At 60.0% G+C, this 25,348-nt stretch carries 28 protein-coding genes; 10 read left to right on the top strand and 18 right to left on the bottom strand.

The features are described 5' to 3' along the window. The first annotated feature begins 20 nt into the window (after positions 1-20). Together ACSQ16_RS14725 and phaR are read left to right on the top strand one after the other, a co-directional pair. Positions 21-464, top strand: a complete 444-nt coding sequence (locus ACSQ16_RS14725) for a phasin family protein (RefSeq protein WP_093926762.1) — start codon at positions 21-23, stop codon at positions 462-464. Positions 465-606: 142 nt separating this feature from the next. Next, positions 607-1,155, top strand: a complete 549-nt coding sequence (gene phaR / locus ACSQ16_RS14720; protein WP_243262583.1) for a polyhydroxyalkanoate synthesis repressor PhaR — start codon at positions 607-609, stop codon at positions 1,153-1,155. 61 nt (positions 1,156-1,216) lie between these two features. On the opposite strand, the gene ACSQ16_RS14715 is transcribed toward phaR, so the two are convergent. From ACSQ16_RS14715 to secG, 15 genes are all read right to left on the bottom strand, one after another. After that, on the bottom strand, positions 1,217-2,395 hold the full coding sequence (locus tag ACSQ16_RS14715) for a DegT/DnrJ/EryC1/StrS family aminotransferase (RefSeq protein ID WP_243262584.1): 1,179 nt from the start codon (positions 2,393-2,395) through the stop codon (positions 1,217-1,219). A 214-nt stretch (positions 2,396-2,609) separates the two neighbouring features. Next, positions 2,610-3,914, bottom strand: a complete 1,305-nt coding sequence (locus ACSQ16_RS14710) for an NAD(P)/FAD-dependent oxidoreductase (RefSeq protein WP_243262585.1) — start codon at positions 3,912-3,914, stop codon at positions 2,610-2,612. A 13-nt stretch (positions 3,915-3,927) separates the two neighbouring features. After that, positions 3,928-5,289 carry a glutamine synthetase family protein gene (locus ACSQ16_RS14705; protein WP_243262586.1) on the bottom strand — a complete coding sequence of 454 codons (1,362 nt, stop codon included), beginning with the start codon at positions 5,287-5,289 and terminating at the stop codon, positions 3,928-3,930. Next, positions 5,289-5,978, bottom strand: coding sequence for a type 1 glutamine amidotransferase (locus tag ACSQ16_RS14700; protein ID WP_243262587.1), 690 nt, complete (start codon positions 5,976-5,978; stop codon positions 5,289-5,291). Before ACSQ16_RS14700 ends, ACSQ16_RS14705 begins: the two co-directional genes overlap by 1 nt. 10 nt (positions 5,979-5,988) lie before the next feature. Further along, positions 5,989-7,323: a glutamine synthetase family protein gene (locus tag ACSQ16_RS14695; RefSeq protein WP_243262588.1), complete on the bottom strand. Its 1,335-nt coding sequence runs from the start codon at positions 7,321-7,323 to the stop codon at positions 5,989-5,991. 100 nt (positions 7,324-7,423) lie between these two features. Continuing rightward, positions 7,424-8,230 carry an ABC transporter permease gene (locus ACSQ16_RS14690; protein ID WP_243262589.1) on the bottom strand — a complete coding sequence of 269 codons (807 nt, stop codon included), beginning with the start codon at positions 8,228-8,230 and terminating at the stop codon, positions 7,424-7,426. Then, the gene (locus tag ACSQ16_RS14685; RefSeq protein ID WP_243262590.1) at positions 8,227-9,111 is read right to left on the bottom strand and encodes an ABC transporter permease; all 885 of its coding nucleotides are present in this window, start codon (positions 9,109-9,111) and stop codon (positions 8,227-8,229) included. The genes ACSQ16_RS14690 and ACSQ16_RS14685 overlap by 4 nt, the downstream gene beginning before the upstream one ends. 80 nt (positions 9,112-9,191) lie before the next feature. Then, entirely contained in the window at positions 9,192-9,929 is a 738-nt protein-coding gene (locus ACSQ16_RS14680; RefSeq protein ID WP_243262591.1) for a transporter substrate-binding domain-containing protein, read from the bottom strand. A gap of 24 nt (positions 9,930-9,953) precedes the next feature. Then, positions 9,954-10,730 carry an ABC transporter ATP-binding protein gene (locus ACSQ16_RS14675; protein ID WP_243262592.1) on the bottom strand — a complete coding sequence of 259 codons (777 nt, stop codon included), beginning with the start codon at positions 10,728-10,730 and terminating at the stop codon, positions 9,954-9,956. A 111-nt stretch (positions 10,731-10,841) separates the two neighbouring features. Further along, complete coding sequence (locus ACSQ16_RS14670) at positions 10,842-11,282, bottom strand: TerB family tellurite resistance protein (protein ID WP_093926751.1); 441 nt, start codon at positions 11,280-11,282, stop codon at positions 10,842-10,844. A 66-nt stretch (positions 11,283-11,348) separates the two neighbouring features. Further along, positions 11,349-11,786: a TerB family tellurite resistance protein gene (locus ACSQ16_RS14665; protein ID WP_243262593.1), complete on the bottom strand. Its 438-nt coding sequence runs from the start codon at positions 11,784-11,786 to the stop codon at positions 11,349-11,351. A gap of 85 nt (positions 11,787-11,871) precedes the next feature. Beyond that, complete coding sequence (locus tag ACSQ16_RS14660; RefSeq protein ID WP_243262594.1) at positions 11,872-12,165, bottom strand: DUF1330 domain-containing protein; 294 nt, start codon at positions 12,163-12,165, stop codon at positions 11,872-11,874. Positions 12,166-12,168: 3 nt separating this feature from the next. Next, complete coding sequence (locus ACSQ16_RS14655) at positions 12,169-12,960, bottom strand: 23S rRNA (adenine(2030)-N(6))-methyltransferase RlmJ (RefSeq protein ID WP_243262595.1); 792 nt, start codon at positions 12,958-12,960, stop codon at positions 12,169-12,171. 143 nt (positions 12,961-13,103) lie between these two features. Then, the gene (locus ACSQ16_RS14650) at positions 13,104-14,747 is read right to left on the bottom strand and encodes a CTP synthase (protein WP_243262596.1); all 1,644 of its coding nucleotides are present in this window, start codon (positions 14,745-14,747) and stop codon (positions 13,104-13,106) included. 178 nt (positions 14,748-14,925) lie between these two features. Next, the gene (secG, locus tag ACSQ16_RS14645) at positions 14,926-15,288 is read right to left on the bottom strand and encodes a preprotein translocase subunit SecG (protein ID WP_093926747.1); all 363 of its coding nucleotides are present in this window, start codon (positions 15,286-15,288) and stop codon (positions 14,926-14,928) included. 336 nt (positions 15,289-15,624) lie between these two features. On the opposite strand from secG, the gene nthA reads away from it, so the two are divergent. The 5 genes from nthA to ACSQ16_RS14620 all read left to right on the top strand — a co-directional run bounded on the left by nthA (position 15,625) and on the right by ACSQ16_RS14620 (position 18,844). Continuing rightward, a complete protein-coding gene (nthA, locus tag ACSQ16_RS14640) occupies positions 15,625-16,242 on the top strand; it encodes a nitrile hydratase subunit alpha (protein WP_435988801.1) in 618 nt (205 codons plus the stop codon). Next, positions 16,239-16,913, top strand: coding sequence for a nitrile hydratase subunit beta (gene nthB / locus ACSQ16_RS14635; RefSeq protein ID WP_243262597.1), 675 nt, complete (start codon positions 16,239-16,241; stop codon positions 16,911-16,913). Before nthA ends, nthB begins: the two co-directional genes overlap by 4 nt. Next, on the top strand, positions 16,910-17,236 hold the full coding sequence (locus ACSQ16_RS14630) for a nitrile hydratase accessory protein (protein ID WP_243262598.1): 327 nt from the start codon (positions 16,910-16,912) through the stop codon (positions 17,234-17,236). The genes nthB and ACSQ16_RS14630 overlap by 4 nt, the downstream gene beginning before the upstream one ends. Positions 17,237-17,316: 80 nt before the next feature. Next, entirely contained in the window at positions 17,317-18,612 is a 1,296-nt protein-coding gene (locus ACSQ16_RS14625) for an adenylosuccinate synthase (RefSeq protein WP_243262599.1), read from the top strand. Between the two features lie 4 nt (positions 18,613-18,616). Then, positions 18,617-18,844, top strand: coding sequence for a DUF2842 domain-containing protein (locus tag ACSQ16_RS14620; RefSeq protein ID WP_243262600.1), 228 nt, complete (start codon positions 18,617-18,619; stop codon positions 18,842-18,844). Positions 18,845-18,903: 59 nt separating this feature from the next. Here the strand turns inward: ACSQ16_RS14620 and ACSQ16_RS14615 are convergent, their stop codons facing one another. Next, on the bottom strand, positions 18,904-21,036 hold the full coding sequence (locus tag ACSQ16_RS14615) for a hypothetical protein (protein WP_435988800.1): 2,133 nt from the start codon (positions 21,034-21,036) through the stop codon (positions 18,904-18,906). 131 nt (positions 21,037-21,167) lie between these two features. Here ACSQ16_RS14615 and ACSQ16_RS14610 point away from each other — a divergent pair, with 131 nt between their 5' ends. Further along, positions 21,168-21,863 (top strand): thiamine diphosphokinase, encoded by a 696-nt coding sequence (locus ACSQ16_RS14610; RefSeq protein WP_317406311.1) that lies wholly within the window; start codon positions 21,168-21,170, stop codon positions 21,861-21,863. On the opposite strand, the gene ACSQ16_RS14605 is transcribed toward ACSQ16_RS14610, so the two are convergent. Together ACSQ16_RS14605 and ACSQ16_RS14600 are read right to left on the bottom strand one after the other, a co-directional pair. Then, on the bottom strand, positions 21,799-22,725 hold the full coding sequence (locus ACSQ16_RS14605) for a DMT family transporter (RefSeq protein ID WP_243262602.1): 927 nt from the start codon (positions 22,723-22,725) through the stop codon (positions 21,799-21,801). The two genes, ACSQ16_RS14610 and ACSQ16_RS14605, sit on opposite strands and share 65 nt — an antisense overlap. 145 nt (positions 22,726-22,870) lie before the next feature. Beyond that, entirely contained in the window at positions 22,871-24,265 is a 1,395-nt protein-coding gene (locus ACSQ16_RS14600) for a diguanylate cyclase (RefSeq protein ID WP_243262603.1), read from the bottom strand. Between the two features lie 96 nt (positions 24,266-24,361). Here ACSQ16_RS14600 and ACSQ16_RS14595 point away from each other — a divergent pair, with 96 nt between their 5' ends. Beyond that, a complete protein-coding gene (locus ACSQ16_RS14595) occupies positions 24,362-24,646 on the top strand; it encodes a DUF3572 domain-containing protein (protein WP_093926739.1) in 285 nt (94 codons plus the stop codon). Further along, positions 24,637-25,332, top strand: a complete 696-nt coding sequence (locus tag ACSQ16_RS14590) for an HAD family hydrolase (RefSeq protein WP_243262604.1) — start codon at positions 24,637-24,639, stop codon at positions 25,330-25,332. The genes ACSQ16_RS14595 and ACSQ16_RS14590 overlap by 10 nt, the downstream gene beginning before the upstream one ends. Positions 25,333-25,348: the final 16 nt, after the last annotated feature.

Here is a 25,348-nt window from a genome sequence, read left to right as displayed (position 1 = left end):
CAGTTTAAAAGGATAGAGCAATGACCAATACACCTGATATGACCGCGATGTTCAAAGACGTTCTGGGCGCTTTCCCTATGGATAACTCCGCCATGAAAGACGCGTTCAAGAACACAGCAACTCTTAACGAGAAACTGTCCGGCGTTGCGTTTGAGGCGGCCGACAAATCCGCTGACATCTCCACCGCTTGGACCAAAGACACGCTGACCCGCCTGACCGCGATGACCGCAGCGAAGACCGAGCCGACAGACTACGCCAAAGCGATGACCGAGTTTGCATCCGCTTCCGCCGAAGCCGCAGCCGAGCATATGGCCGCCTTTGCCGAAGTTGCGAAGAAAGTTCAGATGGAAACTGTTGAGCTGATGATGTCGGCTGGCAAAGACCTGCAGAACGAAGCGACTGCAACAGCGACTAAGACAGCTGAAAAAGTTCAGACCGCAGCGCAGAAACCTGCCACGAAGTAAGCCGTTTGGCGGTCCTGCCGCGACGCATAGAGATAGAAAAGGGGCGGGCCTTGCCGGGTCTGCCCCTTTTGTTATGCGCCCTTTCTATTTGCCGATCCCTGTCCTAAGCTGCAATGCAGCACCACTGGCCGGGAGGAATATCATGGCGGAGAAACCAAAGCCCTTGCTGATAAAGCGCTATGCCAGCCGCAGGCTCTACAACACCGAGACCAGCGATTATGTCACATTAGAAGACATCGCCGGTTTCATCCGTGATGGCCGGGAAGTTCAGATTGTCGACCTGAAATCTGGTGATGACCTGACCCGGCAGTATCTATTGCAGATCATCGCTGAACACGAAAGTCGCGGCGAAGCCGTCTTGCCTGTCGATGTGCTGACCGATCTGGTCCGCAGCTATATGTCGGGCAATGTTTCGGTTGTGCCGCAGTTCTTGCAAGCCTCTTTCGACATGCTGCGCGATGGGCAAAGCAAGGTTGTCGAAAACATGAGTGCGATGAACCCAATGGCCAAGATGCCCGGCATGGAGGCGATGCAGGCGCAGCAAGAAGCCTTCATGAAAGCAATGACCGGCGGCTGGGCCAAATCCACCGCCCCAGAGCCGCCGAACCAACAGGCGGAACAGGGCGATGATCTGGATGCGATCAAAAAGCAGTTGGCGGAGTTGCAGGATAAATTGTCAAAGATGAACTGAATTTGCCATCAGTGAGATTGATATGAGGGAGCCCATGTGCTCCCTCATTTTCGTTTAGGGCTTACGCCGCCCGCGCGTCGGCGACATCAGCCAATGCCCTAAGGATCACATTCGCCACCGCATCGATCTCAGTTAGGGTCAATTGCACCGGCAGGCGCACATCACATGCACGCATTAACATGGCACGTGTGCGGGGAAGGTCGGGTAGGTCTTCGATGAATTGCCAGTTCCAGAAGGCGCGGGCGTTGTCGGTGCTCTGGCCAAAGACCTGTACTTTGACGCCTGCCGTCTCTGCCGTTTCAGCAAAGGCACGGACCTTTGCGTCGGAAAGGCCGACCAGATTGAATTGGATCGAATCCGGGGCGCGCGTCTCTCCGGGGAGGGGGCTGGGCACGTCGATCAGGGGCGAGGCCGCCAGCCGGGCGGCCATGTGATCGTGGTTGCGTAAACCGTCAGCCACGCGGCGCAGCAGATGCGGCAGCTGCGGGCGAATAATCGCGGCCGAGAGGTTCGACATGCGCAAATTGTAAAGCGGCAGCCGGTTCTGCCACTTGGCAAAGCTGTCCTGTAGGGCGGCATGTTTCTTCCAGTTATGCTCATAAGCGCCCGACATGATGATGGCCCGCGCCACCAGATCGGCGTCATCGGTGATCAGGATGCCGCCTTCGCCCGCATTGATCATCTTGTAGGACTGGAAGGAAAAACAGCCGACCTTGCCAATGGTCCCGATCTTCCGTCCCCGCCAGAGCGTGCCCAGCGAGTGGGCGGCGTCTTCGATCACCGGCACGCCAGCGGCCTCGCAAAGCCCCATGATCGCATCCATATCCGAGGTATGCCCCCGCATATGGCTGATGATCACGGCCTGAACGCTCGGCAGTTTGGCGGCGAAATCCTCCAAATCGACGCGGTAATTCTCGCCCACTTCACAAAGCACCGGTTTGCAGCCTGCGTGGATCACCGCAGAGGGCACGGCGGCGAAAGTAAACCCGGGGATCAGCACCGACGCCTCTTTCGGCAGGTCCAAGGCGAGCAAGGACAGAAACAGCGCGGCAGAGCATGAAGAAACGGCCAGCGCATATTTGCTGCCCATCATCCGCGCGAATTCGACCTCAAGCAGGGAAACAGGCGCGTCCTTGGCAGCGGTGTAGCGAAAAAGATCGCCACTTTGCAAAAGCTCCGCAATGGCGGCCTCCGCTTCGGCAGGGATCGGTTCGGCGCGGTGCATGTCGGGCAAAGTCATATTTCAAAATCCTGAATAATGATTTCCAGAATAGTAAAACAATCCACCGCGCAAACCAAGGGGGATGCCCCACAACTGGTCACCCCCTCTTTCTCTTCATCCTTTCTCCAATACCCGCGGGTGAATCGCGCCCCCGGCGCGATGGGGGCAGGGCCCCCACATCTCCCCGGCCAGCTCCAAACCGCACTCGCCTGCGATAGGCCTAAAGCCTAAATTAAAGCCCGAGCCGATCCCGCGTCGCGTACCAAAGCATGGCTAGCACCAGAAGCGGGCTGCGCAGCGACGCGCCGCCGGGGAAAGCCTGCGTCGGGATCGCGGCCATCGTGTCGAACCCATCGGCATTGCCTTCGATCGCCTTGGCCATCAGATAGCCCGCGTGGGTCGCCGTACCGACGCCGTGGCCAGAGTAGCCCGAGGCCGAGAGGATATTGGGCGCAAGCCGCGCGACATAGGGCAGGCGTTTCATGGTAATGCCAAGGGTGCCGCCCCAAGCATAGTCAATCTTCACATCCTTCAATTGCGGAAAGACCTGCGACATCGGTTTGCGCACCTTGGCGGCGATGTCTTGCGGAAAGCGGTAGCCATAGCTTTCGCCGCCACCAAAAAGCAGCCGACCGTCATTCGACAGGCGGAAGTAGTTCACGACAAATCGGCTGTCGGCCACGGCCACATCACGCGGCAGCACGTCTTTCACCCGGTCTCCCAAGGGTTCTGTTGCGGCAATGAAGTTGTTGATCGGCATGACCCTAGCCGCCACTTCACCATTCAAATTGCCCAGATAGCCATTGCAGGCCAGCACCACATGGTCGGCAGAGACGCTGCCGGTGGCGGTCTGCACGATGGCTTTGCTGCCTTCGACGATATTCTCGGCCGGACTCGTCTCATGGATACGCACGCCTGCCGCTGCGGCGGCGCGGGCGAGGCCAAGCGCGTAGTTCAGCGGATGTAGATGCGCCGCACCCATGTCGAGCACGCCGCCCTTGTAGTCGGGCGAGGGGCAAACCGATTGCAGCGCGGCGTGATCCAACACCTCAATCTCATCATAACCATAGTGCTTTTGCAGATGTTCCGCATAGTCATGTAGATGCCGCACATCAGAGGTGGTTGATCCGGTCCATGCCACGCCGGGTTTCAGGTGGCAGTCGATCTCATGTTTTGCGATCAGTGATTTGACGAGGTTTTTGGCCTCTTGTCCCATCTCCCAGAGCTTGCTGGCATGCTCTTGGCCCAGCATCCTTTCCAGACCGTCCTGCTCAACACGTTGGCCCGACCCCAACTGCCCCCCGTTGCGGCCTGAGGCGCCAAAACCTACGCGCTGCGCATCCAAGAGCACCACGTTATAGCCCGCCTCGGCCAGATGCAGCGCAGCCGATAGGCCGGTATAGCCCGCGCCAACGACACAGACATCGGCCTTCGTATCGCCCTGAAGCGGCGGGTAGGCCGCGTGTTTCGTGGCGGTGGCGGCATACCAGCTGGTGGGATACTGGCCGGGCGTGTCGTTGGCGTAGAGCAGGTTCATCGGGGCTCCGGCGTTAGACGTTCATCAGCAGATGTTCACGTTCCCAAGGCGAGATGACCTGAAGGAACTCCTCATATTCCGCCCGTTTCACGATGGAATAGACGCGGGCGAACTCCGGACCCAAAGCCTCGTGCAACTCTGTGGCTTCCTCAAACAGATCAAGCGCTTGGCCCAGAACTTGGGGGATGTCCCCTTCGCCGACATAGGCGTCGCCCTTGAATTCGGGCAGCGGATCTTTTTGCTGGATCAGGCCCAGATAGCCGCAGGCGAGGCTGGCGGCGATGCCGAGGTAGGGGTTGCAATCCATCCCCGCGAGACGGTTCTCAACCCGGCGCGATTTTGGCCCCGAGAGCGGCACGCGGATGCCTGTGGTCCGGTTGTCGCGGCCCCACTCAAGGTTGATCGGCGCGGCGTGGTCTTTGACGTAGCGGCGGTAGGAGTTGACGTAGGGCGCGATCACGGCCAGCGCCGAGGGCATGTGGTTTTGCAGCCCGGCAATGAAATGCTGGAAGGGTGCAGTCTCTTCCCCATCGGCGTCGACAAAGATGTTTTCGCCGGTTTTCACGTCCAGCACCGAATGGTGGATGTGCATCGCGCTGCCCGGCTCATCGGCGATGGGTTTGGCCATGAAGGTGGCATAGCACTCGTGCCGCATCGCCGCTTCGCGGATCAGCCGTTTGAAATAGAAGACCTCATCGGCGAGCCGCACCGGATCGCCGTGTTGGAGGTTGATCTCAAGTTGGCCAGCGCCGCCTTCCTGGGTGATGCCGTCGATCTCAAAACCCTGCGCCTCGGCGAAGTCATAGATGTCGTCGATGACGGGGCCGAACTCATCCACGGCGGTCATCGAATAGGCCTGCCGCGCCGCTGCGGGCCGGCCCGAGCGGCCCATCATCGGTTGAATTTCCTTGGCCGGATCGATGTTGCGCGCCACAAGGAAGAATTCCATCTCAGGGGCCACCACAGGCTCCCACCCCTTGTCGCGGTAGAGTTGCACCACGCGCTTCAGGACGTTGCGCGGCGAATAGGGCACTGGCTCATTGTTGCGGTCGAAAGCGTCGTGGATCACCTGAAGCGTCCAGTCGCCGGTCCATGGGGCGGCGGTGGCCGTGTCCATATCCGGGCGCAGAATCATGTCTTTTTCGATAAACCCGTCATCGCCCGCCGCTTCGCCCCATTCGCCGGTGATGGTCTGGTAAAAGATACTGTCGGGTAGGTGGAAGTAATCCTGCCGCGCGAATTTCGATGCCGGGACGGCCTTGCCGCGGGCAATGCCGGGCAGGTCGGGGATAATACATTCCACTTCGTCCAGACGCCGGCCCTCAAGATAGGCGCGCGCCGCTTCGGGTAGTGCTTCTGTCCAATCCTCGGCCATCAGGCCCTCTCTTTCCTGTTGTCTTTAAAGAATGCGGCCATTTGGTCCGCGATTTTTTGGTTATCGATGGGGCCACCAAGCGCGGCGGTGGCCTGTTCAAGCTGGTGGTCTGGCACCACGCCCTTGCCACGGGTCTTGATCAGACCGTCAATGAAGTCATGCCCGAATTCGGGGTGCGGCTGAACCGTCCAGATGCGGTTGTCATAGGCCAGCGCGGCATAGGGGCAGAAATCAGACGAGGCGACGACCTTCGCACCCTCGGGCAGTTCGACAACCTGATCTTGATGCCATGCGTTGAGCGCCAGCTTGTCTCCGTCCATGTCGTATTCCGTGCGGCCAATCGACCAGCCGCCAGTGAACTTTTCAACCTTGCCACCCAGTGCTTGGGCAATGATCTGATGGCCAAAGCAAACGCCAATCATCGGGCGCCCATCGGCATAGGTCTCGCGGATGAAATCCTCCAACGGGGGGATCCAGTCGTGATCCTCGTAAGCGCCGTGTTTCGAGCCGGTGATGAGCCAGCCATCGGCCTCACTCACCCCTTCGGGGAGGATGCCATCGACGACCGACCAGATTTGAAAGTCAAAGTCGTGACCGTCCAGCAGCTTGGTGAACATTTCGCCATAGTCCCCAAGCTCTTTTCGGAAGTCATCGGGGGAATGGCCGGTTTGCAGAATGCCGATTTTCATGTGTCACCTGTTACACAGTGTCGAGATAGATCTCGACCTGTTCCTCTGGGGTCAATTCCTGCATGTAATGCAATTCTTGGCGTTTCGTCAGCACGAAGTTGCGGACCATCTCGGGGGCAAAAATACGCGCGACATGGGGGCAGCCCTCAAACAGGTCGATCGCGGTTTTCCAGTCGCTGGGCATGCGCGGCAGATCGGCGGCATAAGCATTGCCGGTGATCGGAGCGGGCGGTTCTGCCGCGTCTTCGATCCCGTTAAACGCCGCGCCCAGAACGGCAGCCAGCATCAGATAGGGGTTCACGTCGCCCCCCGACACACGGTGTTCGATCCGCCGCGCCTTGTGGCTGCCTGAAGGAATGCGGATCGCTGCGGTGCGGTTCTCATAGGCCCAGCACACCCCGGTGGGCGCATGGGATTCCGGCACCATCCGGTCAAAGCTGTTGGCATGAGGGCAAAAGACCAGCGCCGAGCCTCGCATCGCGCTCATGCAGCCCGCCACGGCATGGCGCAGCGTATCGGTCCCCTTCGGCCCGCCATCGTCAAAGATGTTGTCACCATTTTCATCCAGCACCGAGAAATGCGTGTGCAGACCGGAGCCGGAGTAATCCTCGTAAGGTTTCGCCATAAAGCTTGCGGCAAAGCCGTGCCGCCGGGCCAGCCCTTTGACCAGCATCTTGAACAACCACGCATCATCCGCGGCGCGCAGGGCGTCGTCGCAATGCATCAGGTTGATCTCGAACTGGCCCAGACCTGCCTCGGAAATGGCGGTGTCGGCGGGGATGTCCATCTCTTCGCAGGCGTCATAGAGATCGGTGAAGAACAGATCGAACTGATCGAGCGCGCGGATCGACATGGTCTCAGCCGCCTTGCGCCTCTTGCCAGAGCGCGGCGAGATCGGCACCTGAAGGTTGCGGCCCGAATCGTCGATCAGGAAGAACTCTAGCTCAACGGCGCAAACCGGCGTCAGCCCGCGCGCCTTGTAACGGTCCAGCACCGCGCGCAGCGCATGGCGCGGATCGCCGGGGTAGGGGCGGCCATCTTCGCGGAACATCCAGATCGGCAGCAGGGCCGAGGGCGCGTCGAGCCATGGCATTGGCATAAAGCCCCGCTCGGTAGGTTTCAGCACGCCATCCGCATCGCCGCTCTCGAATACCAGCGGGCTGTCGTCGATATCCTCGCCCCAGATGTCGAGGTTCAGCACCGACACCGGAAAGCGGGTGCCTTCGGTCGTGACCTTATCGGCAAAGCGCGAGGGAATGCGCTTGCCCCGCGCTTGGCCATTAAGGTCAGCGGCGGCCACACGGATGGTGCGGACTTGGGGGTTTTTACGAAGCCAGTTGTTCATACGTCACCTGCAAGGGCGGTGGGCATGTCACAGAGCGGTTCGCCCGAGGGCAAAAGCGGTCGGCGCCCACGCGCCGCGTAATTTGATCAAATAATGGATACTACCGGATCAAATTGGGACGCAAGCGAATTTTACGGCGTTGGGCCTGTGGAAGGTGCCGGTTGAGGCGGGAATTGATCAAACCGAAGACGCCAATGATGCAGAGCGTCAGAAGGATGAAATAACCGGCAAGAATGGGATAGGGGACGAAGGGGTTGAAGGTTTTGTCGGCAAAATAGCTGGCGTAATAGAGCGCGTCACCACGCTGCTGCCATGCCGGGAAACCGCTGAAAAACACCAGTGTCGTGGCGTGAAACAGGAAAATCGCCTCATTCGTATAGGCGGGCCAAGCGAGCCGCAGCGAGGTGGGCCAGATCACCCGGCGAAAGCGCGACCAACCGGACAGACCATAGGCATCCGCGGCCTCCACATCGCCCTTGGGGATGGATTGCAGCGCGCCGTAAAAGATTTCGCCCGAATAGGCGGCAGTGTTGAGAAAGAGCACGATCAGCGCCCCGAGCCATGCTGCGGTGAAGGGGGCGAAGAAGGCGTATTCGGACTTCAGCGTCAGAAACAGGAAGTAGCCAAAGAAGAACTGGATAAAGAGCGGCGAGCCCCGAAAGATGAAGATGAACCACTCCGCTGGTTTGCGAAACCACGGGTTCGGACTGGCCTTGCCGACGCCAAGCGCTGTGGCAAAGAAGAAGCCGGTCAGCAGGGCGATAACGCCAAAGTAGATGTTCCAGAGCATACCCGAGCCGATCAGCGTGAACTGTTCGCAGAGCGTGAAGTTCTCGCGCGGAAGCAGCCGTTCGCCGATGCCGAGCGAGCGTAGGCCATAGTCTTGGATGGTCTGTAGACAGCTCATGCGCCGGCCCTCCGCTGTGCTTCGCCGCCCGTGGTGGCTTGGCCGCGTGTCAGTCGTTTCATCAGTCGGTCCAAGGCGATTTCGGAGATGCGGGTGAAGAGCAGGTAAAACACCAGAAGCGCGAGGAAATACCACATGCGCCAGTCGGGGTGCGGGTAATCGGTGAAGCGCGGGGTTTTTGTGCCGCCCAGTTCTCGTGCCCAGTAGACGATATCTTCGACGCCCAAAAGGAACAGCAACGGCGTGGCCTTGATCAGCACCATCCAAAGGTTGCTAAGGCCGGGCAGGGCATAGACCCACATTTGCGGCACCAGCACGCGCCAGAAGGTCTGGCGGTGGCTCATGCCATAGGCCTCTGCTGTCTCTAGCTGGGCGCGGGGCACGGCGCGCATGGCACCAAAAAGCACATTGGCCGCGAAAGCCCCGAAAACAATGGCAAAGGTAAAGACCGCGAGGCTGAAGCCATAGGTCTCATGTACCCATTGCGCGGCATTGCCGAGGGGCATTTTGGCCGCTTGGCAGACCACGAAGTCATTGCCTTGGCGGACCGGCATGTCCCAGTCGGAACAGAGCGCCTTGTGACGCAGGTATTCGATGCCCTGATCCAAGGCGATAACGAAAAACAGAAAGAAGGCGATATCCGGCACACCGCGCACCAGCGCGATATAGCCCTTGCCGACCCAGCTGAGCGGCGCAAACCGCGCGCGCGCCATCATGGCTCCGCCAAAGCCGAAGGCCAGCGCCACGGGCGCGGTCACGGCAAGCAGCATCAAGACCTTGAGGAAGGACATGTAGAACGACATATGGACGCCGGTTGTCAGATAACAGGCGGTCCAGAACCAGTCGTCCAGGATCGATGGGTCAGTGCAGAAAGAAAACATGGGCCCCCATGGGCTGATCCGCGCGAGGGTGCCGCGCAGGGAAGGTCAGGCGCGCCGCGAGGGGCGCGCCTGAGGTTGGATCACTCGTAGGTGGTGGTGTCGTCGCCGAACCACTTTTTGAGCATCTCGTTTAGCGAGCCGTCTTCTTTCATCTCGGTGATGACAGCGTCGAATGTGTCGCGCAGTTCGGTGTCGGACTGGCGCAGACCCATGCCGATGCCACCGCCGAGCGGCACATCGTCGCCCACGAACATCAGCTCACCGCCGGATTCCTCGACGATTGGCACGAGGTAGTCTTTGTCGGCGAAGACTGCATCCGCTTCGCCATTGCGCACGGCGGCAACGGTCTCTTCGGGTGTCGCGAATTCGATCAGCGTGGCACCGCTTTCAGCGACATAACCCGCCTGAATGGTCGCGGTCTGGCCGGCAACAACGCCGCCTTCAAGGTCGGCTTCTTCGGAAGCTGCGACATAGGCCGAGGCGGTGGGCGGATAATAGTTCTGCGTGAAGGCGATAACTTCCTTACGCTCGTCGGTGATGCTCATGCCCGCCATGATGGTGTCATAGTTGCTCGACACGAGGTTGGGGATGATGCTGTCCCAGTCGTTCTTAACCCATTCGCAGGTCAGCTCGGCGCGTTTGCACAGCTCGTCGCCAAGTTCACGCTCGAACCCATCAACTTCGCCAGCGTCGTTGATGAAGTTGTAGGGGGGGTAGGCGCCCTCGGTGCCCATGCGGATGGTTTTGCCATGGGCTTCGGCCATCGCGAAACCAGCAGTCATGCTGAGCGCGACGCTTGCCAGTAGGATCTTTTTCATTTGGTAACTCCCTTTGGTTCTTGTTTACGCAGGCTGGGTTGCCGAAAGGAACCCACGCAGACGTTCCGATTTGGGCGCGCCGAAGACCTCTTCGGGCGTCCCTTGTTCTTCGATCAGGCCTTGGTGCAGGAACACGACATGGTCGCTGACATCAGCGGCCAGTTTCATATCATGGGTCACGATCACCATCGTGCGCCCCTCTGCGGCGAGGTCTTTGATAACTTTAACAACTTCCTGCTCAAGCTCGGGGTCGAGCGCGCTGGTCGGTTCGTCAAAGAGCAGCGCCTCGGGCTCCATGCATAGTGCACGGGCGATGGCGGCACGCTGTTGCTGGCCGCCAGAAAGCTGGGCCGGGTAGGCCTCACATTTGTCGCCGATACCGACTTTTTCGAGGTAGCTGCGCGCGGCGCGCTCGACCTCGGCGCGCTCGCGACCCAGCACGGTCAGCGGCGCTTCCATGACGTTTTGCAGGATCGACATATGCGCCCAGAGATTGAACTGCTGGAACACCATCGACAGATTGGTACGAATGCGCAGCACCTGTTTGGCGTCCGCCGGGCAGCGCTGGTGGCCGTTGCCTTTCCAGCGCACCGGTTCGCCTTTGAAAATCACCTCGCCCTGTTGGCTGTCCTCCAACAGGTTGCAGCAGCGCAAAAGGGTGGATTTCCCAGAACCCGAAGAGCCGATCAGCGAAATGACATGGCCACGGGGGGCCGTCAGGTCGACCCCTTTGAGAACCTCCAGCGCGCCATAGGCTTTGTGAAGGTTCTTGATCTGGATAACCGGGGTATCTGTCGTCACGGAAACTGTCGCCAATCTGTCATTTCAGTGCGCTATAAAGCGACGAATCGACACAGATTGCAACGCAGACTTTCGCCTCTCTCGCCTCGCAGCGCCGATGATTACGCTAGGTCAACCTTCCTTAGCGACGCGCTGGCGGGCCATGGCGCTGTCGGTGTCGGTCACACCCAGAAGATTCGACACCAGCCGCAGCAGCGCGTCTTCTTCGTCCGAGCGGCTGCCGTCGGCCAGTACAACCTGCCAAAGCGCCTCGATGACGTCCAAACGACGTTCATAGGGGACGGCATCCTTGATCGCACGGGTAAAGCGCACGGTGTCGGGGGCTTGGGTCTCAAGCTCTTCGGCCTCTTTGCGCAGAGCGGTGGCATCGGCCTCGTTGAGGCCATAGCGCTCAGCCGCGATCCGGTCGATCAGACGCCGTTCGCTCATCGCGTAGTCATTGTCAGACCGGGCGATACGCACCAAAAGCGCGGTCAGCGCGAGGCGGGCGTCATTGTCGGCCAATGGGTCGGGCTCGGGCTGGGTCAGCCGCTTGAGAAAATCACCAAACATGTTTTGCGATATAGTCCTACTGCTGGCAAAGGCTAACGGGCCTTCGCGCGGGGTGAGAAAGGGGGGTCAGAGCGCATTCAGCGCATTGGCACGGGCGGCGGCCATGTCATCGTCCGAAAGGCCAAGCGCGGTTTCGATGGCGACAAGCTGAATTTCCTCATCATCGTTGCGCGCCCCATCCGACAGGGCCACCTGCCACATCGCCTCTCCCAGTGCTTTGCGGTCGGCGTAGTCGACCTCTTCGCGCAGGATACGGGTGAACTCAGGCGTGCCGGGCGCGTCACGTTCCAGAGCCTCGCAAGTGGCGCGCAGTTTCGCCGCCTCTATAGGTTTGAGCCCGAAGGTCCGCGCCAGAATGCGGTCGATCTGGCCAATTTCGGAGGCGCGGTAGTTGCGGTCGGCAAAGGCCACACGCACCAAAAGCGCGCCCAGTGCCAGTTGGGCATTGGGCTGCGGCAGTGGTTTCGGCTGTGCCTTGCGGCGGGGGAACAGTCGGTTCAGCATGAGGCTCACTTATTACAGGAAACAGGGTCGTCATAGAGGAAACTGCGCATCGGGAGCACTGGTTCCTGCAATGGTCCGCATGGATTTAGCCGTCATAGCCTTCGACGATCACCAAAGACCCGTCCGCCACGTTTAGGCGGATGTCTTTCGCGCGCTGGTAGCCGGGGCTTTCATAGCAGGCGACCGCGTCGGCATAGCTGTCGAATTCCAAGACAACAGTGCGAGCGCGCATCTGGCCTTCGCGGACCTGCTGGGTGCCGCCGCGCACGAGGAAACGCGCGCCGTAATCCGCGAATGGTTTGGCATTGGCGGCGCGGTATTTGTCATAAATTGCAACGTCGTGGATATCCATTGTGGCGATCCAATAGCCTTTTGGCATTTGTTAACTCTCCTGTTGGGTCAAAGTAGCGAAACGGGCGGTGAGGTTCTGCGCCTCAGTTTCCAGCCCGTAGGGGGGATTGATCACGAACATGCCCGACCCGACCATGCCATGACCGGGCCGCGCGGGCGGAAAGCGCACCTCGTGGCGCAGCGCATCGGGATGGCTAGCGGTGAGTGTGTCGAGCATCGGTACATGCGCGCGGTTGGTCAGGATCGGATACCACAGGGCGATGATCCCGACGTTCCACGCGCGGTTAAGCTTGGCGATCTGGCGCGGGATGGTCTCGTAATCGGTCTTGATCTCATAGGAGGGATCAATCAGCAGCATCCCCCGGCGCGGCGTGGGCGGGGTGAGGGCAAAGGCCATCTCGAACCCGTCGCTGAGGTGACATTTGGCCGGGTAGGGCGACATCGCCAGATCAAGCGCGCTGTGTTCTTGGGGGTGCAACTCGGCCAGATGGATGCGGTCATCGGGGCGCAGCAGCTTGGCGGCCAGCAGCGGTGAGCCGGGGTAGGCGCGGGGGCCGTGGGTCTCGCGCAGGTCTTCCAGAACCTGTCTGTAGGGGTGATCGGGGGCGAACCATTTGGCGACCTTGTCGATGCCTTGCCGCGCCTCGCCGGTCTTTTCCGCTGCCGCATCAGACAGGTCATAGAGCGCCCGTCCGGCATGGGTTTCAAGATAGGTGAGCGGTTTGTCCTTGCGGGTGAGATACGACAGCATCCCCGCCAGCAGCGCGTGTTTCTGCACGTCTGCAAGGTTTCCGGCGTGGTAGATGTGTTGATAGCTGAGCATGGCCTAGCTGTAGCGGAGTGGTTGGCGGGTGCAACGCGAAAGAGCGGAGAGGTGAGGGCCCGGCGCCTGCGGCTTCATTCCGGGCCTTTTAGTGATTGCTCGGCAGAAAAAAGGCCCGGCGTTTAACGCTCGGGCCTTCGATCTTATACCAACCGCGACACATCCTTCGCGGCGCGCACGAAATCCTTGAACAAGGGATGCGGATCAAACGGCTTTGACTTCAGCTCGGGGTGGAACTGCACCCCGATGAACCACGGGTGATCCGACCATTCCACGATCTCTGGCAGTTTGCCATCCGGCGACATGCCCGAGAATTTCAGCCCAGCCTTCTCAAGCTGTTCCTTATAGGCGATGTCGACCTCATAACGGTGGCGGTGACGTTCATCGATCGTAGTGGTGCCATAGGCTTCGGCCACGCGCGAGCCTTCGACCAGCGTCGCGTCATAGGCACCCAGACGCATGGTGCCGCCCTTATCGTCGTCCACTTTACGCGCGACTTTATGGTTGCCTTGCACCCATTCTTTCAGGTGATAAACCACCGGCTCGAAACGCTTTTTCCCGGCCTCATGGTCAAATTCTTCGGAGCCTGCGGTTTTCAGGCCCGCGACATTCCGCGCGGCCTCAATCACCGCCATTTGCATACCAAGACAAATGCCAAGGTAGGGCACCTTGTGTTCACGCGCATATTTCGCCGCTTTGATTTTGCCTTCGGTGCCGCGTTCGCCAAAGCCGCCGGGGACGAGGATCGCGTGGAAACCCTCGAGATGGGGACCGGCGTCTTCGCTGTCGAAAATCTCGGCGTCGACCCATTCCACCTTTACCTTGACCCGGTTCGCCATGCCGCCATGGGTCAGCGCCTCGGCAATGGATTTATAGGCGTCTTCAAGTTGGGTGTATTTGCCAACGATGGCCACCTTCACTTCGCCTTCAGGGTTGTAGATACGGTCGGCCACATCTTCCCAACGTGACAGGTTTGGCTTGGGGGCCGGGGTGATCTGGAAGGCATCCAGCACCGCTTGATCCAACCCCTCGCGGTGATAGGCAAGCGGCGCTTCGTAGATTGATTTCAGGTCCTGCGCAGCAATTACGCTATCGGGGCGTACATTGCAGAACAGCGCCAGCTTCTCGCGCTCTTTCGCGGGGATCGGCCCTTCGGAACGGCAAACCAGAATGTCGGGCGCAATACCGATAGAGCGCAGTTCCTTGACCGAGTGTTGTGTCGGCTTGGTCTTCAACTCGCCGCTGGCCTTAACGAAGGGCAGCAACGTGAGGTGCATAAAGATACACTGCCCACGCGGCTTGTCTTGGCTGAACTGACGGATCGCTTCGAAAAAGGGCAGACCTTCGATATCGCCCACGGTGCCGCCGATTTCACAAAGCATGAAATCGACCTCGTCATCACCAATGTCGATGAAGTCTTTGATTTCGTTGGTCACATGCGGAATGACTTGAATGGTTTTGCCTAGGTAATCGCCGCGGCGTTCCTTCTCTAGCACGGTGGAGTAGACGCGGCCCGAGCTGATGCTGTCGGTCTTGCGTGCGGCAACGCCGGTGAAGCGTTCGTAGTGGCCCAGATCAAGGTCGGTTTCTGCGCCATCGTCTGTGACGAAAACTTCGCCATGCTCAAAGGGCGACATCGTGCCGGGATCGACGTTCAGATAAGGGTCCAGCTTGCGCAGACGTACCGAAAAGCCGCGTGCCTGAAGCAAAGCGCCCAAGGCCGCCGAGGCCAGCCCCTTGCCCAGAGACGAGACCACACCGCCGGTGATGAAAATATAGCGTGCCATGTGATCAGAGACCCCCGTGAATTCAAAGTTTGTAGCAGGCAAAAACCAACCAAACGCGCTGCAGAAAACCGCAGCCCACGGGATTTAAGCCTTACAGGATTCGGACATTCAAAGCAAGGCCCGCCGCAACATGATGTTGCAAACTCGGGCCGTGCCTCAAGGTTTTGTGTTCGTTAGGTTAATCGGCCGCAGGGACCAGCGGTGTGTTGCCATCCGCAGAAGGCGGCAGCAGATCATCGCCTGCGGGCAGGGCAGGGCTGCCATCTTGGTTCTGTGCGGGCGGTGTCGCGCTCAACCGGTCAATAACCGACGAGCCCGCCGATTTCTCAGCCGCGATGATGGTCAAGGTGATCGATGTTGCAATGAAACCAGCGGCGAGGATCCAGGTAATCTTGCCCAAAGCGGTTGCAGCCGAGCGGCCAGAAACAGCGCCGCCGCCACCACCGATGCCAAGGCCACCGCCCTCAGACCGTTGCAGCAGCACCACAGCAATCAGGCCAAGGGCCAGAATCAGGTGAATGATCAGAACGACATTTTCCATGGGCGAGACTGCTTTCGGTTTTGGTTGGCGGGTATCTATTCGTCTTTGCCCATGGGGGCAAGGGTGGATTGCCGCGCGGCGGCGATCGGATTGGATAGGGGGCAGCGCGGACGCCGACAGACAAAGACCGCCGCATGGGAGCGACGGTCTTTTGAAGCGGTACTCAACCACAATATGTAAGAGGGCTATCCTGGAATTAAGGTGGTGCAGACTCGCCTCGTAAAGATACCATAACATAAAACGGCATCAAATTCGCCTGTATTGTTTGCAGGGAAATGAATGGATTGTGCGTTTTCGGCGATGGACAGCCGATCACGGCTCGGGCAATCTGCCGCCATGCCACATGATCATTCAGACCACGACCATCCCCATGCGCTGCTGCCGCCTGAACCCGCTCTTAGGGTCAAGGCGCTTGAGAGACTGCTGACGCGCAAGGGGCTGATCGACCCCGCTGCGCTGGATGAGATCATCGACACTTACGAAAACCGCATCGGCCCGCGCAACGGCGCAGAGGTTGTCGCCCGCGCGTGGAGCGATCCAGAGTTTCGCGTGGCGCTGCTTGAAGACGCGACCGCCGTGGTGGCCGAGATGGGGTTTTTCGGGCGGCAGGGCGAACATGTGGTCGCGGTCGAAAATACCGACGAGCTACATAATATCGTCGTTTGCACCCTATGCAGTTGCTATCCTTGGCCGCTGTTGGGCATCCCGCCGGGTTGGTATAAATCCGACGCCTACCGCGCCCGCGTGGTGCGTGAGCCGCGCAAGGTGCTGGCAGAGTTTGGCGTCGAACTGCCCGAAGAGACCGCCGTTCGGGTCTGGGACTCGACCGCCGAGGTTCGCTATCTGGTCATTCCGCAGCGCCCTGCTGGCAGCGAAGGGCTGGATGTTGATGCGCTGAGTGATCTCGTCACCCGCGACAGTATGATCGGCACCGGATTGGCCAAAGCGCCATGACCCGCGTACATGACATGGGCGGGCGTTTCGGCGATGGCACAGTGACGCCCGAGGATGAAGACGTGATCTTTCACGCCGATTGGCACCCACGCGCCTTGGCGCTGACCTTGGCGACCGGCGCATTGGGCAAATGGAATATTGATGTGTCGCGCCATGCGCGGGAATGCCTATCACCGACTGATTATGCGCAATTCACCTATTACGAGAAATGGATCGCAGGCGTGGCCGATATGCTGGTCGCGCGTGGGGTGGTCACCCGTGAGGAACTCGCGGGCAAGGCCGACCCTACGTCAAGCCCGCTGGCCGAAAAGACGCTTAAAGCGCAGCAGGTTGCAGGAGTGCTTGCACGTGGCGGCCCGGCGGATCGACCATCTGATATTGTGCCGCTCTTCGCGCCCGGCGATGGGGTCGTCACCCGTAAACAGCCCGAAAACACCATCGTTCCCGGTGGCCATACCCGGTTGCCCGCATATGCCGCGGGAGCAAAAGGGCGGGTGCTCAGACTGCATGGCACACATGTTTTGCCTGATAGCAACGCCCATGATCTGGGCGAGGCGCCCGAGCCGCTTTATGCCGTGGCCTTCCCGGCCAGCGAACTCTGGGCGCATCCCGAACATCCACGTGATGAGGTCGTGCTCGATCTGTGGCAAAGCTATCTGGAAGCCCCATGAGCGCCCCGGAACCGGCCTTTGAAGCGCCTTGGCATGCGCAGCTTTTCGCGCTGACGGTGCATCTGAACGAGAGTGGCCTTTTCGACTGGCCCTTTTGGGCCGACCGGTTTGGCACGACACTTGCCCGACACGGGCTGGCGCGCGAGCTGAACGGTGGAGAAGACTACTTCAACGCTTGGCTGGAAACCCTCGAAACCCTGCTGATTGATGCAGGTCACGCCCGTCCCGGCGATCTACGCGCCCTACGCGACGGGTGGGAGACCGCCTATCTCAGCACCCCGCATGGCGATCCGGTGCATCTGAAGGCAGGGCAAAGCGTCTAAATCCGCTCCTGCGTTTTTTCGAGTTTCACACGCCTGCCACTGTCGCTATACGGGCGCGGGACATCGCAAAGGAATATATCATGGCCAATGTCGTCGTTGTCGGCGCCCAATGGGGTGACGAGGGAAAAGGCAAGATCGTTGACTGGCTCAGCGAACGCGCAGATGTGATCGCACGCTTTCAAGGCGGGCATAACGCGGGCCACACTCTGGTCATCGACGGCAAAGTTTATAAGCTGCACGCGCTGCCTTCGGGCGTGGTGCGCGGCGGTAAGCTGTCTGTCATTGGCAATGGCGTGGTGCTGGACCCGTGGCACCTGTTGAAAGAGATCGAGACGATCGAAGGTCAGGGTGTTGAGATCAACCCCGAGAACCTGATGATCGCGGAAAACACGCCGCTGATCCTGCCGTTCCACGGCGAATTGGACCGCGCCCGCGAAGAAGCGGCGAGCAAGGGCACCAAGATCGGCACCACCGGTCGCGGCATCGGCCCCTGTTACGAAGACAAAGTTGGCCGCCGCGCCATCCGCGTGGCCGATCTGGCCGACCCCGCGACCTTGGAAGCCCGCGTTGACCGTGCGCTGCAGCACCACGACCCGCTGCGCAAAGGCTTGGGCGTTGAAGCCATCGACCGTGATGCGCTGATTGCGCAACTGCAAGAAATCGCACCGAAAATTCTGCCTTTTGCCGCACCTGTTTGGAAAGTGCTGGCCGAGAAGCGCAAGGCGGGCAAGCGCATCCTGTTTGAAGGCGCGCAGGGCGCTCTGCTGGACATCGACTTTGGCACCTATCCCTTCGTCACGTCGTCGAACGTGATCGCGGGGCAAGCGGCGACCGGCGTGGGCCTTGGCCCCACCGCCATCGATTATGTGCTGGGCATCGTCAAAGCCTATACCACACGCGTCGGTGAAGGCCCGTTCCCGACCGAATTGGAAGACGCCGACGGCCAGCGTTTGGGTGAGCGGGGCCATGAATTTGGCACCACCACCGGGCGCAAGCGCCGCTGCGGTTGGTTCGACGCGGCCCTGCTGCGCCAGACCTGTGCCACCTCTGGCATCACCGGCATATGCCTGACCAAGCTCGACGTGCTCGACGGGTTTGAGACGCTGAAGGTCTGCGTGGGCTATGATCTGGATGGCGAACGACTCGACTATCTGCCGACCGCTGCCGAACAGCAGGCGCGCTGCGTGCCAATCTATGAAGAACTGCCGGGCTGGGCCGAATCGACCGAAGGCGCGCGCAGTTGGGCAGACCTGCCCGCCAATGCGATCAAATATGTGCGCCGGGTCGAAGAGTTGATTCAATGCCCGGTCGCGCTGGTCTCAACCTCGCCAGAGCGGGAGGACACCATTCTGGTGACCGACCCTTTCGCAGACTGATCTGATGGCGCTGAGCTATAAAGCACGCCGCCGTTGGGCACTGGTGATCCTGCTGATCGGGCTGCCAAGCTATATCATGGTGGCGGTTTGGACGGTGGCCCAATTCGACCGCCCGCCGGTGCTGCTTGAGCTTGGCATCTATGTTGCCCTTGGCATCGTCTGGGCGCTGCCGTTCAAATTTGTCTTTAAGGGCATTGGACAGGCGGACCCGGATGCGGGCGACGATCAGTAACAGCTAATAAAAAAGCGCCCCTCGGGGCGCTTTTTCGTATCTGCAGTTTGGTCGGGGGTTTAACCCACGGCGCGGTGATCGGGGCGGTAGCCGATCTCATCCGAAACGGTGAACCGCCCGCCTTTGATCTTTTCGATCTTACCTGCGCGCAGCAGTTGACCGAAAGAGCGCAGCCCGTCTTCGCGGGTGAAGTCCGGCAGTCCGACCGAGCGGACCTTGCCCATCAGTTGTGGGCGCGAGAATTGATCACGACCCTCAACAAAAGACATATAGGACGCCGCCGCCTCAAGCAGTTCGGGCAGCTTGGTAGCGCCCATGTCGGCGGCGAAATCGGCAAAGCTTTCGGCGTCGGGGTTGGTTTTGACCGGCTCGACCACGGCGGCCACCCGGCGCGGACGCACGGGGCCCGCGCTGCGCAGCTTGTCCAAGTCGATGCGCTGTTCGGCCACCAGTTTGAGCGGGGCGGGGCGGGCATCGCTTGAGGGACGCTCAGTCCGCACAGGGCGGCTAACTGGACGGCGCGGGCGGACCACATCGGCCAGATCTTCGCGGTAAGCGTCGTCCGAGGTTTCGGTCGTGGCGCGGCCACCCATGGCTTCGTCTGCTTTTTTGGCAGCGACGGCGGCACGCAGATGGGCAAAAGCATCGCGGCGCGTGGTGCTCTCCGCCTCGTCCATTTTGTTGTCAGTTTCTGCCATCAGGCGCGACATGTCTGGGCCGGCTTCATCGTCGATGGTGGGCAGGCTGTGACGTGCGGCTTGGGCAGGCTCAACTTCTTCCTCGGCCAGTTCGGGTGCGTCTTCGACCGCTGCCGCAGGGGCGATATCTTCTGCGGTTTCCTCAGCGGGCTCTGCTTGCTCAGTCGATTCAACCTCTGCGGCAGGCGCGAAGTCTTCCTCCTCAGCAAGCGACAACTCTTCCTCGGCCATTTCGGCCTCTGGCTCAGGCGTCTCTTCCTCTTGCAAGGGGGCGGCACCACCAAGCTCGGCTTCCAAAGCTGCCAACTCACGGGCCAATTCATCTTCGTCTTCTTTAGAAAGGGATGAGCTGGGCTTTTCTTCCGTTTTTGCGGCTGGGGCTTCCTTTGGCGTCTCGGCAGAGACTTCTTCCAGATCGCCACGCGCCACGGCGGCTTCAAGATCCGCACGTTTGACCTTGATGACCCGGCCTTGGCGGGGCAGATCGGCAGCGTCTATTTCCGGTGCGCCTCCGGTGTCTGCATCAAAGAGGCTATCGTCCGCCTCAGCAGATTCAACTTCATCTTCCTCAGCGGCATCAAGTCGGTTGAGGATGTCGGCAAGATCGTCGTCTTCCTCTTCAACATCAGCTTCGGCCATTTGCGTGGCTTCGTCGGCGTCCAGCGCATCTTCGATGTCACGGCGGGCGGCGGCGATGGCGGCTTGGTTGTCTTCGGCCGCGGCACGGTGGGCGGCTGCGGCAGGTGCTACGTCCGGAGCGGCGGCGGCTTCTTCCTCGTCATAGCCCGCTGCGTCGTCTTCGTCCTGCTGGGCGACAACGGCGCGAATGCGTTGCAGTTTAGCGGCGATGCTGTCGGCAGGTGTCGCGTTTGCTGCCGGAATTTCTTCTGCCGTGGCAGTCTGCGCTTCGTCCTCGTAATGGGACTGCGGCTGCGGGCTACTGGCAAAGAATGCTTCCGCATCGTTGGCATCTTCATTGTCTGTTGTGGGCGCCGGTGCTGCAGCGACGGGGGCCGCCGCAGGGGCAGGCTCGGTCATCATGGCGGTGTCTGCAATCTCGGCTTCGGGCGCAGCAGGCGTTGCAACAGCAGCAGTATCGGCAATCTCGGCCTTGAGCGGGGCCGATGCTTCTTGCTGTGCTGGCGCTTGCTCTGCACTGCGGGGCGCTTCGGGGGGCGCGGCTTTGGCTTGAACAGGGGCGGTTTCAGCGGCAGGGGCTTGCGCTTCGGCGCTGTGATCTTCCAGCGCGCTCAGCACGATCTTGCCTTCCTGCTCGCGGGCCTGAACCCGGCGGGAAACCTCTCTTTGGGCGATCCGCGCCAGCATGTCGGCGTCGGGCTGCGGCGGTTCGGCACCGAAGTAGCGGTCATCCGAGGCCAGGTCGCGGAAATATTCGGCAATGGCCTTCATGGTGCCAAAGGAATCGTCGAAGCCTTCCAGCGTGCACGAAAAAGTGCCATAGGAGACCGTCAAGATTTTGTTGCTGTTCATCATCGGATGCTCGTCCTCTGCGGTGTTGCAGATATTGTTTACCACGATGTCCAAGACCAAAGCGGCTCGAATCTGTGCCATTCAACGTATGATTTCAAGGCAAGATTAAGGCAGATTTCCAAAAGGGGCGTTAATTGACCACTACAGACTACATAGTTCGGGACAGCGGTCCAGTCACGTTGATCGGTGGTGGGGAGGCCTTTGAAGGGGACCTGGAGGCAGCGTTGGCATTGGCCCCAACATGTGTCGCGGCCGACAGCGGTGCCGCGCTGGCCGTGGCGGCGGGGGTGCCATTGACGGCTCTTATCGGTGATCTGGATTCCACGCCGGCCGAGGTGTTGGCACAGGTTCCAACCGAGCGGTGCCACCGGATTGCAGAGCAAGAGAGCACAGATTTCGAAAAGGCGCTCACCCGGATCGACGCACCATTGGTCTTGGGGGTTGGTTTTACCGGGGCGCGGGTGGACCACCAGTTGGCGGCCTTCAATACGCTCGCGGCCCATCCGCATCTGCCTTGCATTTTGCTGGGCGCACAGGAGATCGTGATGCTGGCACCGCCCCAGATCACGCTGCCCACGGCGGCGGGGGATGTGGTGTCCCTTATGCCGCTGGGCCCGGTTCAGGGGCGCAGCGTTGGATTGGAATGGCCAATTGACGGGTTGGACTTTGCCCCCGGAGGACGAATTGGAACGTCAAATCGCGCGTTGGGGTCGGTAAAGCTTGAGATTTCAGGGCCGGATATGCTGCTGATCCTGCCGCGCCGCCTTATGGCGCCACTGGCGGCGCAATTGCTGCGGCCAATGCACGTGCCGTGGCCCGCTCGCGCATAATCACATAAAGGCCCGCACCGACGGTGATCAGAATGCCCAAGCCCGCCAAAGGGTTTGGCAAATCAGAAAAGATGAGCAGCCCCAGCAGTGTGGCGAAAGGGATCTCAAGATATTGCATCGGAGCCAGCGTGGCCGATGGGGCAAAGCGCAAGGACCATGTCATCAGCAAATGGGCGATGGTGCCGAGAATCCCAATGCCCAGCAGGAGGGTCCAATCCACTGCATCGGGCTGGATGATCTGAAGCGGCGCGATGTCGGTTGCAGAGCCAAGAGCAAGTAGAGGTAGGATGATCATTACCGCCATCACGCCGCTGACGGCCTGAAGGCTGATCGGGTCGGTTTGTTTTGCGATCTGGCGGGTGACCAGCATGAAAAATGAAAAGACCACCGCCACCATGATGGGCAGCAGTGCAGGCCATCCAACATTAACGAAACTGGGCTGGACGATAAGAAGCGTGCCGAGAAATCCAACGATGCTGGCGCCCAGACGACGAGAACCAACTTCTTCCTTCAGGATAAACTTGCCGAGCAGCAGCATGATGAAGGGCATGACAAAGGCAATGGCAACGGCATCGGCCAAAGGGAGATACTTGAGTGCTGTGAACATCGCAGCGATACCCGCGATGTGCAGGATGGTTCGCAGAAGGGTAAGCCAGAGTACGCGCCCCCGCATGCGCCACGCGCGACCTGATGCCCAGACGAAAGGTATAAGAATCAGCGCTTGAACGGCAAAACGGATAAGCACGACCTGCCCAAGCGGGACCGAAGCACCAAGCAGTTTGGCCACCGCATCGCCCACGGGGGCTAGAATGCAAAAACCCATCATGAGGGCTATTCCGACGAGAGGGCGATCCTGCTGCATTGGATTACGCTACGGAAGATCGCTGCAGGATGCAATCTTTGGTTGTAATTATCTGCCCCACTTATCGTGGCATTCTAGGCAGAGGCAGAGGCAGAGGCAGAGGCAGAGGCAGAGGCAGAGGCGAGTGTTAACCTGCGCTGCGCAGCTAGGCCGCTGGGCGGCTTAAGTTTACCCGATTCCGTCCGTGAGACTTCGCAGAATAGAGCGCCCGATCTGCCTGCGCCATTAGGGCTTCTGGCGAGAGCGGATTGCCGTCATCACCACTCGGCCCGATAGAGAGGCCAATGCTGATTGTGACATGCACTGGCAGTGGCGTTCCGGGCACGACGAAGCCGCGACTGCCAATATCGGCGCAAATATCTGCGGCGGCCGATTCCGCATCGGAGAAATTTGTGCCGGGCATCACGATAAGAAACTCCTCTCCTCCGATCCTCGCGACAAGGTCCATCCCGCGCAGATTGTTGCGCAGCCGTTCCGCGGTTTGCACCAATACCGAATCCCCAGCCGCATGACCGTAGCGGTCATTGATGCCTTTAAAGTGATCCAGATCGGCGACCATCACTGCAAAGGGCCGTGCCGTTTCAAAGGCGTGCTCTGCAATGCGGCGAAGATGGGGGAGGGCATAGCGGCGGTTGTGCAGCCCCGTGAGCGGATCAAATACCGCAGCTTTCAACCCGGTACGCACCATATCGCGCAACTGGTCCGTCATGCGTTTGCGGCGCAGAACTGCATGTAGGCGCAGGACCATTTCGGCTGTATTGAAGCCGTCGGTCATTATGTCGTCGGCACCAAGATCAAGTGCGGTGGCCGCCTGTGCGGTGTCAGGGGCCAGTTGAACCACCAATAGACCAGCATAGCGGGTCTGAGCATTGGCACGCAGCGCCGAGATCAGCCGCAGTGCCGCCGTGGCGCTATTGGACTCTGTGGGCAAAACCAAAACGAAAGCATCAGGTGGCTTATTGCTGGATGTCGCGCGAATGGCCTCCTCGGTGTTGGCAAGCGTCAACCGCGCGTCCAATAAAGGGCGTAGTTGGTTGGCCCAATTCACGCAGGTTGTGTTGTCTGAATGGATCAACACACAGTGGCTGCGGGCCGTGAATTCTGCCGCGGGTTCCGCCAGACCAAGCGCGCGGGTGGTTTCATCACGCATTTCCCATTCGTCCGCTGCATTGCGGGCGCGGATCAGACTGCGCGCTCGGCCCAGCAGCAATGTTGAATCGAGCGGCTTTAACAGCACATCACTTGCCCCCGCTTCCAGCGCAGCGAGCCTGTCTATTGATTGGTCGCCGTTCCCGATGGCCAGTACCGGAAGCTGCGCGGTATCGGCAGAGGCCCTTAAAGCTTCGCATAGATCGGCGGCCCCGCCACCGGGCAGGGTTAGCGCGCAGATCACAAGGTCAGGCGGGTTGTCCTGTACAGCGGCCAAGGCCTGCTGCATATCTTCGGCCTGAACGACCTGATAATATGCCGCACAAAGCTTGACCTTTAGGGCGATGCGATTGGTCGCAATCGCATCTGCAATAAGGATGGTCCCTTGCACGACAACTCCTTCACCGTACAAATCAGTTTGATGACATAGTTTTTGGTCCCTAAAGGTTAACAAAGGGTTTCCACTCTACTGCGGAAGACGGTTCACATGTCCTACACTCAAGACACCGCCGAGACTTTAGCGCTTCAGGCGCTTGCTTGGTTGGCGGCCAATGACGATCTGTTGCCCGTGTTCCTAGGCAGCACCGGCGCGTCGGAGGCTGATCTGAAAACTCAGGCCAGCGACCCTATCTTTCTAGGGGCAGTGCTTGATTTCCTTATGATGGATGATGCTTGGGTTATCGGCTTTTGCGATCACCTCGCCATTTCCTATGAGCGGATCATGCAAGCCCGCGCAGCCCTGCCCGGCGGGGAGCAGGTGCATTGGACTTAAAACACATCAAAGGTCTGCTGTTCGACAAGGATGGCACCTTGTTCGACTTTGCCGCGACGTGGGAACCATGGGCCGAAGCCTTTCTGCTGCGCGCCTGCAACGGGGATCGCAGCTTTGCCGCGCGGGTCGGCGCGGACATCGGCTTTGATTTCGCCCTGCGCCGTTTCGCCCGCGACAGTATCGCCATCGCTGGCACACCTCAGCAGGTTGTCCAAGCTTTGGCCCCGCATTTCCCTGCTCAAACGCCTTCGGCTTTGCTAGAGATGGTTAATATGGAGGCCAGCCGCGCACCACAGCGCGAAGCAGTGCCGCTCAGGCCGTTCCTACAGCGGCTTCGCGATCAGGGGCTTTACCTTGGCGTTGCCACCAATGATGCAGAGCATCCCGCGCGGGCGCATCTGGTGGCGGCTGGGGTGAATGATATGTTCGATTTTATCGCGGGTTTCGATACTGGCCACGGGGGCAAGCCTTCTCCGGGTCAGTTGCACGCCTTTGCGGCCCATGTGAACTTGCCCGAAAGCACCATCGCAATGATCGGAGATAGTGTTCACGATCTCGAAGCGGCACGTGCGGCGGGGATGCTGCGCGTGGCTGTCTTGACCGGTCCCGCCACTGCCGAGGAGCTTGCTCCGCACGCAGATATCGTGCTGCCAGACATTGGGCATTTGCTGGGCTATCTAACTTGAGCGCGGCATATCCTGC

It is taken from the genome of Sulfitobacter sp. SH24 (assembly GCF_965641895.1).
Taxonomy (GTDB): domain Bacteria; phylum Pseudomonadota; class Alphaproteobacteria; order Rhodobacterales; family Rhodobacteraceae; genus Sulfitobacter; species Sulfitobacter dubius.
Note: the sequence above shows the minus strand (reverse complement) of the source record. Positions and strands in the feature narration are given on the sequence as shown.

Bases quoted from the DNA above. Each gene is read 5' to 3' on its own strand.
- ACSQ16_RS14725 (WP_093926762.1), top strand. From the start codon at position 21: ATGACCAATACACCTGATATGACCGCGATGTTCAAAGACGTTCTGGGC.
- phaR (WP_243262583.1), top strand. From the start codon at position 607: ATGGCGGAGAAACCAAAGCCCTTGCTGATAAAGCGCTATGCCAGCCGC.
- ACSQ16_RS14715 (WP_243262584.1), bottom strand. From the start codon at position 2,395: ATGACTTTGCCCGACATGCACCGCGCCGAACCGATCCCTGCCGAAGCG.
- ACSQ16_RS14710 (WP_243262585.1), bottom strand. From the start codon at position 3,914: ATGAACCTGCTCTACGCCAACGACACGCCCGGCCAGTATCCCACCAGC.
- ACSQ16_RS14705 (WP_243262586.1), bottom strand. From the start codon at position 5,289: ATGGCCGAGGATTGGACAGAAGCACTACCCGAAGCGGCGCGCGCCTAT.
- ACSQ16_RS14700 (WP_243262587.1), bottom strand. From the start codon at position 5,978: ATGAAAATCGGCATTCTGCAAACCGGCCATTCCCCCGATGACTTCCGA.
- ACSQ16_RS14695 (WP_243262588.1), bottom strand. From the start codon at position 7,323: ATGAACAACTGGCTTCGTAAAAACCCCCAAGTCCGCACCATCCGTGTG.
- ACSQ16_RS14690 (WP_243262589.1), bottom strand. From the start codon at position 8,230: ATGAGCTGTCTACAGACCATCCAAGACTATGGCCTACGCTCGCTCGGC.
- ACSQ16_RS14685 (WP_243262590.1), bottom strand. From the start codon at position 9,111: ATGTTTTCTTTCTGCACTGACCCATCGATCCTGGACGACTGGTTCTGG.
- ACSQ16_RS14680 (WP_243262591.1), bottom strand. From the start codon at position 9,929: ATGAAAAAGATCCTACTGGCAAGCGTCGCGCTCAGCATGACTGCTGGT.
- ACSQ16_RS14670 (WP_093926751.1), bottom strand. From the start codon at position 11,282: ATGTTTGGTGATTTTCTCAAGCGGCTGACCCAGCCCGAGCCCGACCCA.
- ACSQ16_RS14665 (WP_243262593.1), bottom strand. From the start codon at position 11,786: ATGCTGAACCGACTGTTCCCCCGCCGCAAGGCACAGCCGAAACCACTG.
- ACSQ16_RS14660 (WP_243262594.1), bottom strand. From the start codon at position 12,165: ATGCCAAAAGGCTATTGGATCGCCACAATGGATATCCACGACGTTGCA.
- ACSQ16_RS14655 (WP_243262595.1), bottom strand. From the start codon at position 12,960: ATGCTCAGCTATCAACACATCTACCACGCCGGAAACCTTGCAGACGTG.
- ACSQ16_RS14650 (WP_243262596.1), bottom strand. From the start codon at position 14,747: ATGGCACGCTATATTTTCATCACCGGCGGTGTGGTCTCGTCTCTGGGC.
- secG (WP_093926747.1), bottom strand. From the start codon at position 15,288: ATGGAAAATGTCGTTCTGATCATTCACCTGATTCTGGCCCTTGGCCTG.
- nthA (WP_435988801.1), top strand. From the start codon at position 15,625: ATGCCACATGATCATTCAGACCACGACCATCCCCATGCGCTGCTGCCG.
- nthB (WP_243262597.1), top strand. From the start codon at position 16,239: ATGACCCGCGTACATGACATGGGCGGGCGTTTCGGCGATGGCACAGTG.
- ACSQ16_RS14630 (WP_243262598.1), top strand. From the start codon at position 16,910: ATGAGCGCCCCGGAACCGGCCTTTGAAGCGCCTTGGCATGCGCAGCTT.
- ACSQ16_RS14625 (WP_243262599.1), top strand. From the start codon at position 17,317: ATGGCCAATGTCGTCGTTGTCGGCGCCCAATGGGGTGACGAGGGAAAA.
- ACSQ16_RS14620 (WP_243262600.1), top strand. From the start codon at position 18,617: ATGGCGCTGAGCTATAAAGCACGCCGCCGTTGGGCACTGGTGATCCTG.
- ACSQ16_RS14615 (WP_435988800.1), bottom strand. From the start codon at position 21,036: ATGATGAACAGCAACAAAATCTTGACGGTCTCCTATGGCACTTTTTCG.
- ACSQ16_RS14605 (WP_243262602.1), bottom strand. From the start codon at position 22,725: ATGCAGCAGGATCGCCCTCTCGTCGGAATAGCCCTCATGATGGGTTTT.
- ACSQ16_RS14595 (WP_093926739.1), top strand. From the start codon at position 24,362: ATGTCCTACACTCAAGACACCGCCGAGACTTTAGCGCTTCAGGCGCTT.